At 70.1% G+C, this 14,335-nt stretch carries 15 protein-coding genes and 2 pseudogenes; 12 read left to right on the forward strand and 5 right to left on the reverse strand.

The features are described 5' to 3' along the window. Positions 1 to 23: 23 nt before the first annotated feature. Positions 24 to 674 carry a MarR family winged helix-turn-helix transcriptional regulator gene (locus BL254_RS16235; protein ID WP_254858216.1) on the reverse strand — a complete coding sequence of 217 codons (651 nt, stop codon included), beginning with the start codon at positions 672 to 674 and terminating at the stop codon, positions 24 to 26. A 675-nt stretch (positions 675 to 1,349) separates the two neighbouring features. Here BL254_RS16235 and BL254_RS16240 point away from each other — a divergent pair. Then, a complete protein-coding gene (locus BL254_RS16240; protein WP_047224379.1) occupies positions 1,350 to 2,033 on the forward strand; it encodes a GNAT family N-acetyltransferase in 684 nt (227 codons plus the stop codon). A gap of 252 nt (positions 2,034 to 2,285) precedes the next feature. Here the strand turns inward: BL254_RS16240 and BL254_RS16245 are convergent, their stop codons facing one another. Beyond that, positions 2,286 to 3,491 carry a hypothetical protein gene (locus BL254_RS16245; RefSeq protein WP_139342351.1) on the reverse strand — a complete coding sequence of 402 codons (1,206 nt, stop codon included), beginning with the start codon at positions 3,489 to 3,491 and terminating at the stop codon, positions 2,286 to 2,288. Positions 3,492 to 3,658: 167 nt separating this feature from the next. Here BL254_RS16245 and BL254_RS16250 point away from each other — a divergent pair, with 167 nt between their 5' ends. From BL254_RS16250 to BL254_RS16275, 6 genes and pseudogenes are all read left to right on the forward strand, one after another. Further along, positions 3,659 to 4,096, forward strand: a complete 438-nt coding sequence (locus tag BL254_RS16250; RefSeq protein WP_047224382.1) for a MarR family winged helix-turn-helix transcriptional regulator — start codon at positions 3,659 to 3,661, stop codon at positions 4,094 to 4,096. Then, entirely contained in the window at positions 4,093 to 6,048 is a 1,956-nt protein-coding gene (locus BL254_RS16255; RefSeq protein ID WP_047224383.1) for an MFS transporter, read from the forward strand. Before BL254_RS16250 ends, BL254_RS16255 begins: the two co-directional genes overlap by 4 nt. Positions 6,049 to 6,111: 63 nt before the next feature. Continuing rightward, positions 6,112 to 7,044 (forward strand): DUF4231 domain-containing protein, encoded by a 933-nt coding sequence (locus BL254_RS16260; protein ID WP_047224384.1) that lies wholly within the window; start codon positions 6,112 to 6,114, stop codon positions 7,042 to 7,044. A 40-nt stretch (positions 7,045 to 7,084) separates the two neighbouring features. Next, a pseudogene (locus tag BL254_RS29520) lies at positions 7,085 to 7,183 on the forward strand (type II toxin-antitoxin system prevent-host-death family antitoxin); the annotation flags it as partial. Continuing rightward, a complete protein-coding gene (locus tag BL254_RS16270) occupies positions 7,180 to 7,437 on the forward strand; it encodes a Txe/YoeB family addiction module toxin (protein ID WP_047224385.1) in 258 nt (85 codons plus the stop codon). The pseudogene BL254_RS29520 and the gene BL254_RS16270, both read left to right, overlap by 4 nt. A gap of 309 nt (positions 7,438 to 7,746) precedes the next feature. Then, entirely contained in the window at positions 7,747 to 9,099 is a 1,353-nt protein-coding gene (locus tag BL254_RS16275; protein WP_076843877.1) for a helicase-associated domain-containing protein, read from the forward strand. A 10-nt stretch (positions 9,100 to 9,109) separates the two neighbouring features. On the opposite strand, the gene BL254_RS16280 is transcribed toward BL254_RS16275, so the two are convergent. Further along, entirely contained in the window at positions 9,110 to 9,622 is a 513-nt protein-coding gene (locus BL254_RS16280) for a GNAT family N-acetyltransferase (protein WP_076843906.1), read from the reverse strand. A 702-nt stretch (positions 9,623 to 10,324) separates the two neighbouring features. Here BL254_RS16280 and BL254_RS16285 point away from each other — a divergent pair. Further along, positions 10,325 to 11,227, forward strand: a complete 903-nt coding sequence (locus BL254_RS16285; RefSeq protein WP_076843879.1) for a septum formation family protein — start codon at positions 10,325 to 10,327, stop codon at positions 11,225 to 11,227. Here the strand turns inward: BL254_RS16285 and BL254_RS29525 are convergent. Next, a complete protein-coding gene (locus BL254_RS29525) occupies positions 11,217 to 11,444 on the reverse strand; it encodes a type II toxin-antitoxin system prevent-host-death family antitoxin (protein ID WP_083731143.1) in 228 nt (75 codons plus the stop codon). The genes BL254_RS16285 and BL254_RS29525 overlap by 11 nt on opposite strands. 273 nt (positions 11,445 to 11,717) lie before the next feature. On the opposite strand from BL254_RS29525, the gene BL254_RS16295 reads away from it, so the two are divergent. Together BL254_RS16295 and BL254_RS28490 are read left to right on the forward strand one after the other, a co-directional pair. Beyond that, positions 11,718 to 12,407, forward strand: coding sequence for a DUF433 domain-containing protein (locus BL254_RS16295; protein ID WP_254858220.1), 690 nt, complete (start codon positions 11,718 to 11,720; stop codon positions 12,405 to 12,407). Positions 12,408 to 12,484: 77 nt separating this feature from the next. After that, a pseudogene (locus tag BL254_RS28490) lies at positions 12,485 to 12,613 on the forward strand (hypothetical protein); the annotation flags it as partial. 446 nt (positions 12,614 to 13,059) lie between these two features. Here the strand turns inward: BL254_RS28490 and BL254_RS28495 are convergent. Then, positions 13,060 to 13,641 (reverse strand): hypothetical protein, encoded by a 582-nt coding sequence (locus tag BL254_RS28495; RefSeq protein WP_052914541.1) that lies wholly within the window; start codon positions 13,639 to 13,641, stop codon positions 13,060 to 13,062. A 2-nt stretch (positions 13,642 to 13,643) separates the two neighbouring features. On the opposite strand from BL254_RS28495, the gene BL254_RS27205 reads away from it, so the two are divergent. Continuing rightward, entirely contained in the window at positions 13,644 to 13,958 is a 315-nt protein-coding gene (locus BL254_RS27205) for a hydrogenase maturation nickel metallochaperone HypA (protein ID WP_175648393.1), read from the forward strand. Positions 13,959 to 14,018: 60 nt separating this feature from the next. Next, a complete protein-coding gene (locus BL254_RS26215) occupies positions 14,019 to 14,192 on the forward strand; it encodes a hypothetical protein (RefSeq protein WP_175648394.1) in 174 nt (57 codons plus the stop codon). The last annotated feature ends 143 nt before the right edge of the window (positions 14,193 to 14,335 follow it).

The raw sequence follows: 14,335 nt of genomic DNA on the forward strand, positions 1-14,335 counted from the left end.
TGCTGCGCGGTGTGTCGAGCTGGTCAGCGGCCGCTGGCCGCGGCGCGGCGGGCGAACTCCTCGCGGGTGACGTGCTCGGGGCAGTCGACCCTGATGTCGGACGGTCCAAGGCGGTAGTCGAAGAAGGTACATCGGTGGACGGCGGTTCTCGCCCGGCGGACCGCGGGTCTGAAGTGGTGACAGGTGGTACATGCCCGGGTCACGCTGATCAGATGCTCGGAGTGCATGCGTTCCAGCACGTCCAGCAGGGTCGCGAGCAACTGCTCGCCGTCCACGCGGTCGATCCGCGACGTGGCGACCTCGACGGGGGCGGTCCAGCGCGACACCGCACGCGCGGTCCACTGGCCGTCGGYGGTCAGGTGGAGCCGGTAGTGGCGCCGGTCGTCGGGGTCCCGCTCGCGTTCGACGAGCCCCTTGCGGCGCAGGGCCTGCAGGGCGTCACTGACGGTCGGGTCGGCGACGTCGAGCTCACGCGCCAACGCGCTGGTCCGGGCCGGTGGGGGCGGCCCGGCGTGCAGGTGGACGAGGACCCGCAGCTGGGTGGGGGAGAGCTCGTGCGCCTCGGCCGCGCGGCGGGCCAGCACCTGGAGAGCCTCGCCGATCCGGTCGAGGGCGGCGACGATCTTCGCGTCGAGCCCTGGGTGACGCTCCTCGGGGGTGCCTGGCGGTCTCACGCGCGCGGCCCGGGTAACCGGGGCGGCGTGGCCCGGCCGGCGCCGACGGCGGGGAACGCCGCGCGTCCCGCCGCTGTGCGGGCTCCGCCTGTCGTTGGCACAGCCGTCTCCCGTCATCGTGATCTGTAGCTGTCGACGCACCGCGGGTCGCCCCCGGCGCCAGGGCCACGGCGGGGGACGCCGATGCCCACCAACGGACCTTAGCAAGCGAATTGTACACCTAATGATTAGGAGTCCTTTGCATGATGGACGGGGGTGCGGGATCGTCCGCATTGTCGATGAGAACAGGTGAAGCGCATCCGCGTCAGGGCTGGATTGGTCGCTTTTTGTGAATGTGTGAGTGGCGGCAGACCTCGATGCGTGTCAGTCGCAACGATCACAGCGCCGCCGGGAGAGGCCCGGTAACAGGCATGCGGCCACCGTGCTGGCTGTCCGGATGCCTCGACCGGAGCCCGGGGGGACGCTGTCCGGCGTCCGCATCCGGTGTCCGCGCTACGCGGTCGCCGGACAGCTCGCCGGGGGCCCTCGACCCAGGCGGGGTCACGCCCGGTAGCGTGCGGATGGTGGTGGTTGCGCGGTTCCCGGGTCTGGCGCGGGTGGTGTCACGCCTCGCCGCACGCATGTGTGGCGCCATGTCCGTATGTCCGGTGCGTTCGGAATTCACACGTCCGGGACATGTCACGTTCATGCGTCCGGGCGGTCGTTGACGTGGGCCTGGTATTCCACGTACGCCGTATCACGCCCGGTGACGCCGAGCGGTTACGCGATGTCCGCCTGGCCGCGCTGGCCGACGCGCCCGGATCCTTCTGGCAGACCCTGGCGGCCGAGAGCGCCCGTCCCGACGCGGACTGGCGGGCTCGCGCGTCGCGGAACTCGGCGGGTGACGCGCACGCCACGTTCCTGCTGGAACAGGACGACACCACGGCGGGCGGCAGCGTTCCCGCGAGTGACAGCACTCCCACGGGCGACAGTGCTTCGACGGGTGACAGCGCTTCGACGGGCATGGTGGACGTCTACCGGCCGTCGCGGGCACCGGAGTTCCGGGAGCTGGCCGCGATGTGGGTCGCGCCGGCCGCGCGCGGCACGGGAGCGGCCGACGCCCTCCTCGACGCCGCCGTGAACTGGGCGCGGGCAGTCGGCGCGATCGGCCTCCGGCTGTGGGTCGTGCCGACCAACACGGCCGCGGTGCGCCTCTACGCCCGTCACGGCTTCGAGCGGGCCGGCGACCCGGAGCTCGACACGGACGACGGCGCGGGCAAAAGCTACATGCCGATGCTGCTCGCCCTGGACGAGAAGGCGGCGGCCTCACCCACGTTCGTGACCCGCGCCCTGGCCCCCTGGACCGACGAGTCCACCTGAACAACCGTCGTGGCAGTACCGAAAGACCGGCCCAGCAACGGCCCCGTCCCGCGCCTCCGCCTCGCAGTCGATCAGAGATCGATGATCAAATATGGTCGAACCAGGAACGAGGGAACAAGCGGTCGCCATGGCAGCCGTTTTCGTTTCGTAATCCACCTGTGTCGCCGGCGCACCGGCCTGGACAGGCGCGCTCCGGCTTCGGATGTCGGCTACGGGAGCGCGATGGTCGTCGTAGTCACAGATCCAAGAAGATTAGTAATTGTCTCGCGTGGTTGGGCGTGCGGTCAGGTCGCCGGTTCGCGGGTCGACCGTGATCCCCGCCAGGTCGGCCGCGGGGGACCAGCGGACGTACGAAGCGATCATTCCGAGCGCGTGATACGAGTCCGACCGCGCTGCCGCCTGGAGCCACCGCGTCCAGACCAGGAGGGCCTCGTCCGGCGGGAGCAGCTCCGCCACCGCCTGGCACAACCGTTCGAACGGGGCGAGCTCGCCTCGCCGGGCCATGGTCATGCTGGACTTGACCGCCAGTCCCAGCATCTCCATCGCCGCGTCCGACTGCCCGGCGCGGTGCAGCCCGATCGCGATCCGGGCAAGATATTCGGCCCGTTCGGCGAAAGCGAGCGACGACAGGCCCCGCAACGCGTCCAGGTCGAGCGTGCCGGCGGGCTGTCCCACCAGCTCCCGGCCGCCGCCGCCGTCGCCGTCGCCGGCCGCCGCCATCGCCAGCAGCGCGGTCAGGCAGGCGCGGGCGGCGTCGTCCGCCTGCGCGTCGTGCAGGAACTCCTCCGCGTCGAAGATGATCCGTCCGTCGTCGCGTCCACCGACCAGCATGTCGAGCGGGCCGGCGAGATGGTCGAGTACTTCGCGGGCATATCGGACGGCCGCCGGACGGTGGCCGCGGTCCCACAGGTACCAGGCGACCGAGGCGGCCAGGCCCGCGTCGTCGGGGTGCGTTTTCGGGTCGAGCGCGGCCCGCGCCGCCCACAGGTACCGCGCCACCGCCGCGGGCACGCCGGTGGCGCCCGGCGACAACCGCTCCGCTCCCGCCACGAATCCCTCGGCGACCCGTAACCATTTACGAGCGGCTCGCCCGCGCCCGGCGCGTACCGCGACCAGCACCATCGCCGCCGCGCCCACCGCCCGGACCGCCGCGGCGGCGGCGATCTCCTGGGTCGAGATCTCCAGCGGCCATTCCACCACCTTGCTGGACGGCAGTGTGTCGGCGATCTCCGCGACCGGCCCGGCCGGTGTGGACCTGGCGAGCCCGGCGGCGGCATCCAGGGAGTCATACCGGCCGTACAGGTCGATGACCTCGGCGACGACATCGAGCGTGCCCGCCGCCACCCGGACCTGGGCCAGCAGCCCGGCGGCGGCGGCGAGTTCCGGGGAAGGAGCACCCCGGCGGGCCGCGGCAGCGGTCAGGACCATCGCCCGCGCACCGGCGTCGGGCACCGTCAACGCACGATCCGTCAGGACCCGGCGGACCAGCGCCCGGATCTGCTCCCCCCATATGCCCCATCGTCGCAGCCTGACCGACGAGCCGTCCCAGACCCGACGGYGGCGAGGGTGTCGTCTACACGGCTGGAAAATTTGCAAGTTTACACTTATAAGCCTAGGCTGATTGAATGACCGGGGAGTTGGATATCGATCAGGTTGCGGCCACGCTTCGGCTGAGCATCGGGCTGCTGCTGCGGCGGCTGCGCCAGGCGCAGCCCACGGGCGAGCTGACAATGCCCGAGTCCTCGGCGCTGGTGCGCCTCGAGCGCGGTGGCCCGACCACGGCGGCCGCGCTCGCCAAGATCGAACAGATCAGCCCGCAGTCGATGGGGGCGACGCTGGGCGCGCTCGAGGCYCGCGGTCTTGTCGAGCGCAGTCCCGACCCACGGGACGGCAGGCGGGTGATCTTATCGGCGACCGAAGCCGGCCTACAGGCGCTGCGCGACAGGCGCAACGCGCGCACCGAACAGTTGGCGAAGGCGCTGTCGAGCGGCTTCACGCCCGCGGAACTCGAACAGCTGATGGCGGCGGCGCCGTTGCTGGAGCGACTGGCGCAGAGCATATGACGCCGGCGAGCGGGCCACGGCGCGGCGGCGGGCGGCCGTCTGTCGGGCAGGCGGTGGGGCCGGCCGGCCACGGCGGGGACGACCGTTACAGGTGGGTGGCCCTGGCGAACACGACCGCTGCCATGTTCATGGCGGGGCTCGACGGATCCATTGTCATCATCGCCATGCCGTCGATCTTCCGTGGCATCAACCTGGATCCGCTGGCGCTGGGCAACGTCGGCTACCTGCTGTGGATGATCATGGGGTACAGCCTCGTCCAGGCCGTGCTCGTCGTCACCCTCGGCCGCCTCGGTGACATGTTCGGCCGGATCAGGATCTACAACGCCGGTTTCGTGGTGTTCACCATCGCCTCCATCCTGCTGTCGTTCGATCCCTTCGACGGCGGCCACGGGGCGCTGTGGCTGATCGGCTGGCGGATGCTGCAGGCGGTCGGCGGGTCCATGCTGATGGCGAACTCGGCCGCGATCCTCACCGACGCGTTCCCCGTCGACCGGCGTGGTTTCGCGCTGGGCATCAACCAGGTCGCCTTCCTGGCCGGCCAGTTCGTCGGCCTGGTCGCGGGAGGTGTGCTGGCGGCCCTGGACTGGCGGGCGGTGTTCTGGGTCAACGTGCCGGTCGGCGTCTTCGGGACGCTGTGGGCGTACCGCAAGCTTCGGGAGACCGGCCATCGGGGGGAAGGTGGGCGTCTCGACTGGTGGGGCAACATCACGTTCGCGGTGGGCCTGGGTATGATCCTGGTCGCCATCACCAAGGGCATCCAGCCGTATCGGGACCACACCATGGGCTGGCTGAACCCCACGGTCATCGCCATGATCACCAGTGGTGTCCTGCTGCTCGTGGCGTTCGTCGTCATCGAGCGCCGGGCCGCCGAGCCGATGTTCGAGCTCGCCCTGTTCCGGGTCCGGGCCTTCATCGCGGGCAGCATGGCGGGTCTCGCCGTCTCCGTCGCCCGCGGCGGGCTGCAGTTCATGCTGATCATCTGGTTGCAGGGGATCTGGCTGCCGCTGCACGGCTTCGACTACCACGACACGCCCTTCTGGGCCGGGATCTACCTGCTTCCGCTGACCGTCGGCGTCATCGTCGCGGGCCCGGTGTCCGGGTTCCTCTCCGACCGGGTCGGCGCCCGCGGCCTCGCCAGCGCCGGGATGCTGGTGTTCGCCAGCAGCTTCGTCGGCCTGACGCTGCTGCCCGTGGACTTCCCCTACTGGGCCTTCGCGCTGCTGATCGCCGCGAACGGGGTCGGCGGCGGCATGTTCAGCGCTCCCAACTCGTCGTCCATCATGGGCAGCGTGCCCGCGAGCCAGCGCGGTGCCGCCTCGGGGATGCGCTCGACCTTCCAGAACGCCGGCACGACGTTGTCGATCGGGGTGTTCTTCTCACTCATGATCGTCGGATTGGCGAGCAGCCTTCCGGAGGCGCTGACCAGCGGCCTGCAACAGCAGGGCGTGCCGCCCGACACCGCACGTGGGATCGCCGACCTACCGCCCGTGTCGTCGTTGTTCGCGACCGTTCTCGGTGCCAACCCGATCGAGCACCTGCTGACGTCCACCGGCGGGCTGTCCACGCTCTCGCCCGAGCACCAGCAGACCCTCACCGGCAGGGAGTTCTTCCCGAACCTGATATCGGAGCCCTTCCACCGTGGTCTCGTGGTGGTGTTCGTGACGGCCGCGGTCCTGGCGCTGCTCGCCGCGTGCGCGTCGTTGCTGCGCGGGGGTCGTCCCCCTCAGCCGGTGCCTGCCGGGCAGATACCGCTGCCCTCCACCGAGCCGTCACCGAGCGGGGCGTCAGCGGCAGGCGGGGGGCTGCCGGTCGGCGTGCCGTCGGCGCCGTCGACGTCCTCGGCTTCGTCGAAATCGCAGGCTTCGTCGAAATCGTCGGCTCGGTCGGCTCCACCGACCCGGCCGGCTTCGCCGGTCCCCGGGGAGTGCGGGCCTGGCGCGGACGGCGGCTGACCTCAGCGGGTCACCGCCCGGGCAGCCCGCTGTGCCCGGACGCGTACCGCGACAATCACCGTCATGAACACAGCGGGGGTTGACAGCGTCATCGTGGCCCACTGGCAGTGGTCCGTGGCCGCGGAGAAGGCGAAACAGCGGATTCGCCGGGGCCGACGGGCCACCCTCGGGCTGGGCGTGGCCGGGACAGTCCTGGTGACCGCCGCCGCGCAGGCCGACGGGAGCGCGGGCCGGGTACTGGCCGCGCTGGCCGCCGCCGCCCTGGCCAGCGCGCCGATCGTGGCCGGTTTCTTCACCGGCCCCAACCACATCAGGACCTGGACGCAGTTACGTTCGGTGTCCGAAGCGGTGAAGGCCGAGATCTACACCTACCTGGCCGGTGTCGGCTCCTACCATGGCTCGCCGGCCGAACGGAGCCGCCAGCTGCTGGAGCGCTGCGAGGCGATCCAGCAGGCCGCCGACGTCCTCCCGCCCGCGGTGCCGGCCGGCGACCTGTCGTCACCCCAGCGGTGGCCGCGGGCGGGCGACATCGCCTCCTACGTGACCCACCGGGTCGACGACCAGATCGGCTACTACGAGTCGCAGGCCGCCGTCGCCGAACGGCGCACCACCCAGTTCCAGTGGGCCGGGCTGGTCGCGAGCCTCGCCGCGGCGGTGCTCGGCGCGCTGGAGGCGGCCACGGGCGGGGCGGCGGTCACCGCCTGGGCGCCGGCGATCACCATGGTGGGGGCGTCGGTGGGCTCGTACGCGGCCGCTTCGCGGTACGAGGACGACGCCCGCGCCTACAAACAGACCGCCCGCCGGCTGCGCTTTCTGCGCGACCGGTGGCGGCTGCCCGCCCCGGCCACCGTCTCCGCCGCCGAACGGACCCGGCTGGACACCGCCTTCGTCACCGAATGCGAAGATGCGATTGCCGTCGAGAACCAGACGTGGACGGCCCGCTGGAACGCCGACGTCCCCACCCCACCTGCCAGCCCGGCCGAACAGCCCGCCTGACCGGCTGGGACCGAGGGCGCTGATCTCCGGTGTCACCGCTGCATACCTGCTTCGGAGCCCGGAGAACGCCCGTCGACTACTGACGGCCATCGACCGGCTCGAAAGCGGTGGCGGCGTGGTACGAGACCTTGCCGAGTGAAGATCGTCTGGGATGAGAACGCCTGGGAGGACTACCTGTGGTGGCAGGCCCAGGATCGTAAGCTACTGCGGCGGATCAACGCCCTGATTCAGGACATCGCCCGCAACGGGAACGAGGGCATCGGCAAGCCGGAGCCCCTGAGACACGGGTTCCAGGGCTACTGGTCACGACGTGTCAACGACGAACACCGGCTCGTCTACAAGATCAGTGAAGGTGAGATTCGCATAGCCCAATGCTGTTATCACTATAAGTAATCATCGCTACGGGTGAAGCGCCGGAGCTGTCGGGCCGGCGGCATGGCCGCGGTGGGGGAGGCGCGCGTCCGGTTGTGGTCAGGCGCCGAAGGAAGCGCTGGCGGACGACCGTCGCGTGCCGGACGACCGTCGCGTGCCGGACGACCGTCGCGTGCCGGACGACCGGGTGAGCCGGGCCATCACCGACACGACGACGCGTCCGGCCGCCGCCGTGTCACGACAAGGCCGCGCCGCCCGGGCCACCGGCCGACATCCCGGTTCCCGTGCCGGCTGAGTCTGCTTGCCGACGCGGTTCTACAGTCAGCGGGTATGGCGGTGGTACAGAACGTGAACGCGCCGACGGACGGTTCGTCGGGAACGGGCGGGCCGACCGTTCGCCCGAGGGCGAGGGAGGCGACTGCCGACGTGCTCACCGTCCTGCGGCTGTGCGCGGCCGGCAGGCTGCGGTGCAGCGAGAAGACGCAGCGGCCGGCAGCCGCGACCGTCGCCACCGTCGCCGGCGTCCTCACCGGCGGTGACTTCTACCGGGAGGAGCCGATCGCCGCGTTCGCGTGGCCGCTGCTGCTGCAGGCCGGTGGCCTGGCCGAGGTCGTCGGCGGGCGGCTGCAGCTGACCGCTCGGGGTCGCGGCGCGCTGGCCAGGCCCGCGGCGGAAACGATCCGTCATCTCTGGCGGCGCTGGGCCGGCCATGCCGTGATCGACGAGATGAGCCGGATCGAAGCAATCAAGGGCCAGCGGTCGGCCCGGGCCCTGACCGCGGCCGGCCCGCGGCGCAGGGCCGTCACCGCGGCGCTCGCGATCTGTCCGCCCGGGGAGTGGATCGCGGTGGACGAGTTGTTCACCCGGATGCGGCGCGACGGCTCCTCGTTCACGGTGGCGCGTGACACCTGGAAGCTGTACCTCGAGGATCCGCAGTACGGCAGCCTGGGATACGACGGCTTCCACGACTGGCCGCTGCTGGAGGGCCGATACACCCTGTGCCTGCTGTTCGAGTACGCGGGGGCGCTCGGCCTGTTCGACCTCGAATACGGCGATCCGGTCGATGCCCGCGACGACTTCCACGCGAACTGGGGCGCCGACGGCCTGGGTTATCTCAGCCGCTATGACGGCCTGTACGCCGTCCGGCTGAACACGCTCGGCGCATACGTCCTCGGACTGGCCGAACAGTACGAGCCGGAGCCGGAAAGCGGCGGCGGAGCAGGCCCGGAGCTCAAGGTCCTGCCGAATCTGGATATCGTGGCAACCGGTGCGGTGAAGCCCGCCGACGAGCTTCTCCTGGACGCCTACGGGCAGCGTTCATCCGACCGTGTCTGGTCGCTGAACCTCACGTCGTTGCTGGCCGCGGTCGACGCCGGCCGCCCACTGGAGGAACTGCGGCGCTTTCTCGACGACCACGCCGACCATGCCGTACCGGCCACCGTGACCAGGCTTTTCGAGGATGCCACGGCCCGGGTCGGCCAGTTGCGTGACCTCGGGCTCGCGCGGGTGGTCGAATGCACCGACCCGGCGGTGGCCGCTCTCATCACCGCCGACCGCAGGCTCCGCCGATTCTGCCAGTCGGTGGGGGATCGCCATATCGCCGTACCGGTCCAGCACGAGGCCGATTTCCGCACCGCTCTCCGGAAACTGGGCTACGTCATCCCCACCGGCCCCACGGAGTAGCCGCCGACGCCTACCGTCCCACCCCGAGACGCATGGCCACCCGTGGCCATCGGCCCAGGCCGTGCTCGGTCTCCCGGTTGCGGATCTCCCGCAGCCCTGGTGTCAGCTCGGCCTCGGTGAGGCAGCGGAACCCGCATCGCGCATAGTAGGGGGCATTCCACGGTACGTGCACGAATGTGGTGAGGGTCAGCGCTGGTATGGCCTCGGCAGCTGCGTGATCAGCGATGTGTTCGATCAGTGCCCGCCCCACCCCGCGGCGGGCGCTGTCCGGCCGCACCGATACCTGCTCGATGTGCATGTTGCCGTCGACGAGGTCCGTGATCAGGTAGGCGACCAGACGGCCGGTCCCGTCTGCGGTACCCCAGGCATGGCCGGCCCGCTGATAGAGCGCGAGTTCGTCGACGGTGAGCGGCTCGTCATCGGCGATCTCGGGCATGCCGATGTCGCGGAACCACCGGCCAGCGGCACGCTCGATGTCCTGGAGCACTGACAGTTCCTCGAACCGGACCGGTCGGATGCGCACGGATTCATTGTCACCACCGTGGAAGATCCCTGCGCGGGCGGAGTCATGCCCTCCGGGTGCGGGAACCGGTGCCACGACCGGTGCCGCGACCGGTGCCGCGACCGGTGCGGGGATGGCGGTGGCGCTGGGATAAAGTCCGGCGCCGTATGCGTGCGCCGTGTAGTTGATGGGCCGGCTGCCGGCGCGGGTGGCATCTCCCCGCCGTGATCCGACCATGATCCGGAACGGCGCCCGGCGTGGCCGTGATTCGGTGCATGGTGCATGGTGCGGAAGGCGGGTCAGCGGTGTCCGAAGAAGCCAGCGGACGATCCAGGGGAGAAGGCTCCGGGAAGGGCAGGGATTCCCGGGAAATCGAGGAAGCCGGGGAAACCGGGGAAACCGGGGATGCCGGGGATGCCGGGGAGAAGGCGGGTCCCGGAGGCGGGAAGGCCGGGGACGGCGACCCGTTCGCGGCCTGATCCTTGACAACGACTTCGTCGCCGGGGCGACGGCCTACGAAGCGCCGGCGCGGACCCGGGCCGCCGTCGCCCGCTTCGGGGGCACGACCGATCCGGGGCGGCCACGTTCCCGACGTCGGAAAGTACCCTGCCGCGCGGCTCGAAGGGCACGACCGATCCGGGGCGGCCACGTTCATCGGGTGGGCCGCTCGGGTCCCGCCGGCCACGTCGGTTCCGCAGTCGTGGGCTGGTCGCGGCCCTGGCCGTGGCCGGCGTCGGAATCCTGCTCGTGGCCGGTTACGCGGTCGTCCGCATGGGCGACGGTGCCGCATCGACCGACACCACCGCCGCCGGCGGGCCGTCACCCTCCGCGAGCGCGAGCCCTGGCCAGCCCGAACTCAACAGGTGGTCGTTCGACCGTGGGCGCTGCTACATCTGGAATCAGGATGATCGCATATCGGACGCGGACGAAGTGCCCTGTGCGTCACCACACCTGTTCGAGGCCGTCAGGAAGCTGGATATCGCCTCCGACTACCCCACTGACAGCGCTTATCCGACCGAGACGCGGTGGCGTGAGATCAACGACCGTTACTGTGAACCGGTCGCGCGTGATTTCCTCGGCTATCCGTTCGACCCGCACGGTCGTTTCGCGAGCGGAATCATTCGTCCCAGCCGGTTCGGCTGGGAATCGGGTGACCGGGCGTTGGTGTGTGGGCTGATCGCCGCCGGCAACGCCGCCACCCCGAACCGACTCGTCCCCTTCACCGGTGTGGTCGAGGGCGCCGACCAGGCACGGGTCTATCCCCCTGGAACGTGCCTGGAGCTGACGACGACCGAAACCAAAGGTGAGATTCCCTGCGGTGCCCCCCACCAGGCGGAGGTCACCGGAACAGCCACCCTGCCCAACACCTCGGACGGCCAGCCCCCGTCCGAGGCGGCCTTCGAGGAACTGGCCCGCTCCCGCTRCCAGGCGGTGGCCACCCGCTTTCTGGGGCGGCCGTTCCGGGATACCGAGACCATGCAGGTCAGCGCGCTCCATCTTGCCGCCGAGAGCTGGCGCGCCGGCACCCGCACCATCACTTGTATGATCATCTTTGTGGACGGGCGCGGTGGATTCGCCGCGGTCACCGGCGCCCTGTCCCATACCGGCGAAGGCGTCATGGCCTGAACCTGAAGACGTCCGGACCCTCCTCTGACGCGAGGTCTGCCAGGCRCTGCCAGTCCTCCAGAGCGGCGATTACCACGTTGGGGCGGCCAGACCGGGTCAACGTGATCGGCCCGGTCCGTTCGGCCTCGTCCGCCAACTGGTCCAGACGGTCCCGCGCTGTCTCAAGCGGCTCACTACGCGTGCTCCCAGCATGCCCTCGCCTGCTCCGGTCGTGGATGGGGAAGCGTGAGCGTCCGCGCTGKCTACGTAGCGGCCAGTGCGGAGCTTTGTGATCATCGTTGGCTGCCTGCCCTGTACTCGAAGGACCCCGCCGGTTGGCATGCCATCGGCCCCAYCACCCTCGGCGCTCTCTCTCACTTCGGCCTCGGTCTCTTCCGCCCCGTCCGGTAGGCGGCCGACCGCTCGTCGTATCAGTGTCTTATGTGGGCTGTTCCGGTCTGAAGCTGTGTGCGTGCGTCATGCCACGGCGCTGATGCGGCATGATGCGGGCATGGGGATCACCGTCCTGGACCGCGAGGTCTACTCGATGGGCGAGGCGGCGCGTGTCCTCGGTGTGCGACCGGCGCGGCTGCGTGGATGGATCGACGGCTACTCCCGTGGCGGATCGGTTTACGAGCCGGTCATCCGGCCCGAACGGACCGGCGAAGAGGCCGTCACCTGGGGAGAGTTCGTCGAGGCCGGTTATCTTCGCGAGTACCGGATACGTCACAGGGTCTCTCTGCAACGTCTCCGTCCGGTCGTGCAGCTTCTGCGGGAGCGTCTCGGTGTCCCCTATCCGCTCGCGCACGCCAGACCATATGTCGCGAACCGTGAGCTCGTTCTCGAGGTTCAGGACGAGACCGGTATCGACCGGGATCTCGCGATGGTCGTCATTCGTAACGGCCAGCTCGTACTCGCACCCGGCGCGGCCGCGTTCGTGGAGAAAGTCGAGTTCGCTCCCGGTGACGGGGAGGTCCTCCGCATCCATCCGGATGACAGGTCCAGCCCGGTCGTCGTCGACCCGCTGCGTAGCTTCGGTGCGCCGGCCGTTCATGGGATACGCACCGAGAATCTCTATGACCTGTTCGCGGYGGGGGATTCGGTTGCCGAAATCGCGGACGGCTACAACATCGCGGTATCCGACGTCGAGGCGGCGATCCGCTATGAAAGCCGCATCAAAGGACAGGAGAACGCAGCCTGAGCGGCCGGAACACCTTGGTCACAGCACGGTTCTTCGTCGACGAGAACACCTTGCCGCTCGGGAAGGCGCTTGCCGCCGTGCGCGGCGATGTCGTGTTTCCCGGTCACCGTCATACCCGTGTCCAACAGGGTGATCTTGATGATATGTGGCTCCCGGTTGTCGGGGCGRCCGGCCTTCTCCTGATCACCCGCGACCGGCGCATCCGCTATCGGCTGATCGAGAAGCGTCTKTTGCATGCCCACTCGGTCAAGGGTCTGTTTCTGACCCAGGCGGGACACATGAACATGTGGGAGATCCTGAAGATGGTCATGCGGTACTGGGGCCAGATCGAAGCGTTGGCTGAGGTCCAGGGGCCGTGGGCGAAGTCCCTCACCCGTGTCGGCATCAACGATCTCAAGCTGTCCGACTGGCGGTCAGCGCCTCGGTGCGACGGACACTGTCTGCGCCGGTCTGGCGGAGGTGGGCGGTACCGCGGGAGCCGGTCAGCGATGGCCTGCGTCATCGATGGGCGTCGGTCATTGGGGGAGATCGGCGCAAGTTTGTCGTTGTGTACGCTTTTTGGCCGCATCAGCGTACACAATGACAAAATTTCGACGATTATGGTCTGCGTGTTGCCGCGGGGGTGTTTGCTGGCGGCTGTTGCCGGGTGGGGTCAGGGGATGGTGGTGGGGATGTTGAGGAGGGCGTGTTCGAAGTGGGAGCGGGTGGTGGCCACAGCGGCGGCCGCGGAGACGATCATTTGGGCGTCGGGGAGTTTGCGGACTTCGATGGCGCCGCTGGTGGGGGATTCGCGGTGGGCCATGAGCCAGTCGTAGAGAAGCCAGTCCAGGGCGCCGGCGGAGACGAACGGGTCGGCATCGGCGGCGTCCACCGCCTCGGTGAGTGCTCGTAGTGCGGCGCGGTGCTCGTCGAGGGCGGGGTCCCTGAGCACGCCGGAGCTGTCGAACAGCAACATGGACAGGGTGAGTGGGTAGTGCCACCCGTCCTCGGCCTCCAGTACCCAGCGACCGCCGCGCCAGGGCTCGGCCGGGTCGATCTGCTGGAAGCGGCTGTGGCCCCCGAGGACGCCGACGCCCGGATCGGAGAGCTCACCGGCGAACGGGGTCGGCCCGGCGACGCCGAGCGCCATCCGCGCCCGGATCGCGATGAGCGCCGAGGTACCGACGATCTGCCCGGCCCGCAGGTCGACGCGGGCGCCGGCCGCCGTGCCCGGCGTCGACCATCTTCGTGTCACCGGTGACGATCCGCACTCCGGCCGCCACCCTCGTGCGCTGCTGGTCGCTCGTCGCCGCCGACACCGCGCTCGACGGCTCACGCATCGCGGTCGAGAGCGTGCCGGCGAAGCTGGTCTGCCGGGTCTGCCGGGTCTGCCGGGTCTGCCGGGTCTGCCGGGTCTGCCGGGCCTGCCGGGCCTGCCCGGCCTGCGGCGACACGACCGAGCTGGGTGGCGTCCCCGAATTCGTCCGCGGCCACTACGCGGACACCGACCTCGAGATCGTCGCTGGCGAGGAGTTCCTGATCACTTCGCTCGAGCTTGCGGAGGCGGGATAGGCGCGGGACGTTTCCACCGCCACGACGACGGCACCGCGCACGACCGTGGACACGAAATTCATGATCACGATGGGCGCGCGCACGATGGGCGCGCACGGCGGGCACGAGCACGGCGGGCGCGACCACGAGGCCGGCGACCACTCCGGTTACCGCACCGGAGCCGAACGCGTCGACGTACTCGAGCGGATCTTCGACGAGAACGACCGTGCGGTCGCCGCCAACCGTGGCTTGTAGCCCGCGCGGGATCGGCGGTGAGCTGACCCCGCCGATCCCGCGGCACGGCATCCTCGTCAGACCCGCACGGCGGCGCCCGGCGAGGGCGACGCGGCGGTGGAGGCGGTGGAGGCGGTGGAGGCGGAAGCCGGTGACCTCCGTGA

This window comes from Protofrankia sp. BMG5.30 (genome assembly GCF_001983005.1).
Classification (GTDB): domain Bacteria; phylum Actinomycetota; class Actinomycetes; order Frankiales; family Frankiaceae; genus Protofrankia; species Protofrankia coriariae.

Excerpts from the sequence above, each read along its gene's own strand:
- BL254_RS16240 (WP_047224379.1), top strand. The coding sequence starts at position 1,350 with ATGTCACGTTCATGCGTCCGGGCGGTCGTTGACGTGGGCCTGGTATTC.
- BL254_RS16260 (WP_047224384.1), top strand. The coding sequence starts at position 6,112 with ATGAACACAGCGGGGGTTGACAGCGTCATCGTGGCCCACTGGCAGTGG.
- BL254_RS16275 (WP_076843877.1), top strand. The coding sequence starts at position 7,747 with ATGGCGGTGGTACAGAACGTGAACGCGCCGACGGACGGTTCGTCGGGA.
- BL254_RS26215 (WP_175648394.1), top strand. The coding sequence starts at position 14,019 with ATGATCACGATGGGCGCGCGCACGATGGGCGCGCACGGCGGGCACGAG.
- BL254_RS16255 (WP_047224383.1), top strand. The coding sequence starts at position 4,093 with ATGACGCCGGCGAGCGGGCCACGGCGCGGCGGCGGGCGGCCGTCTGTC.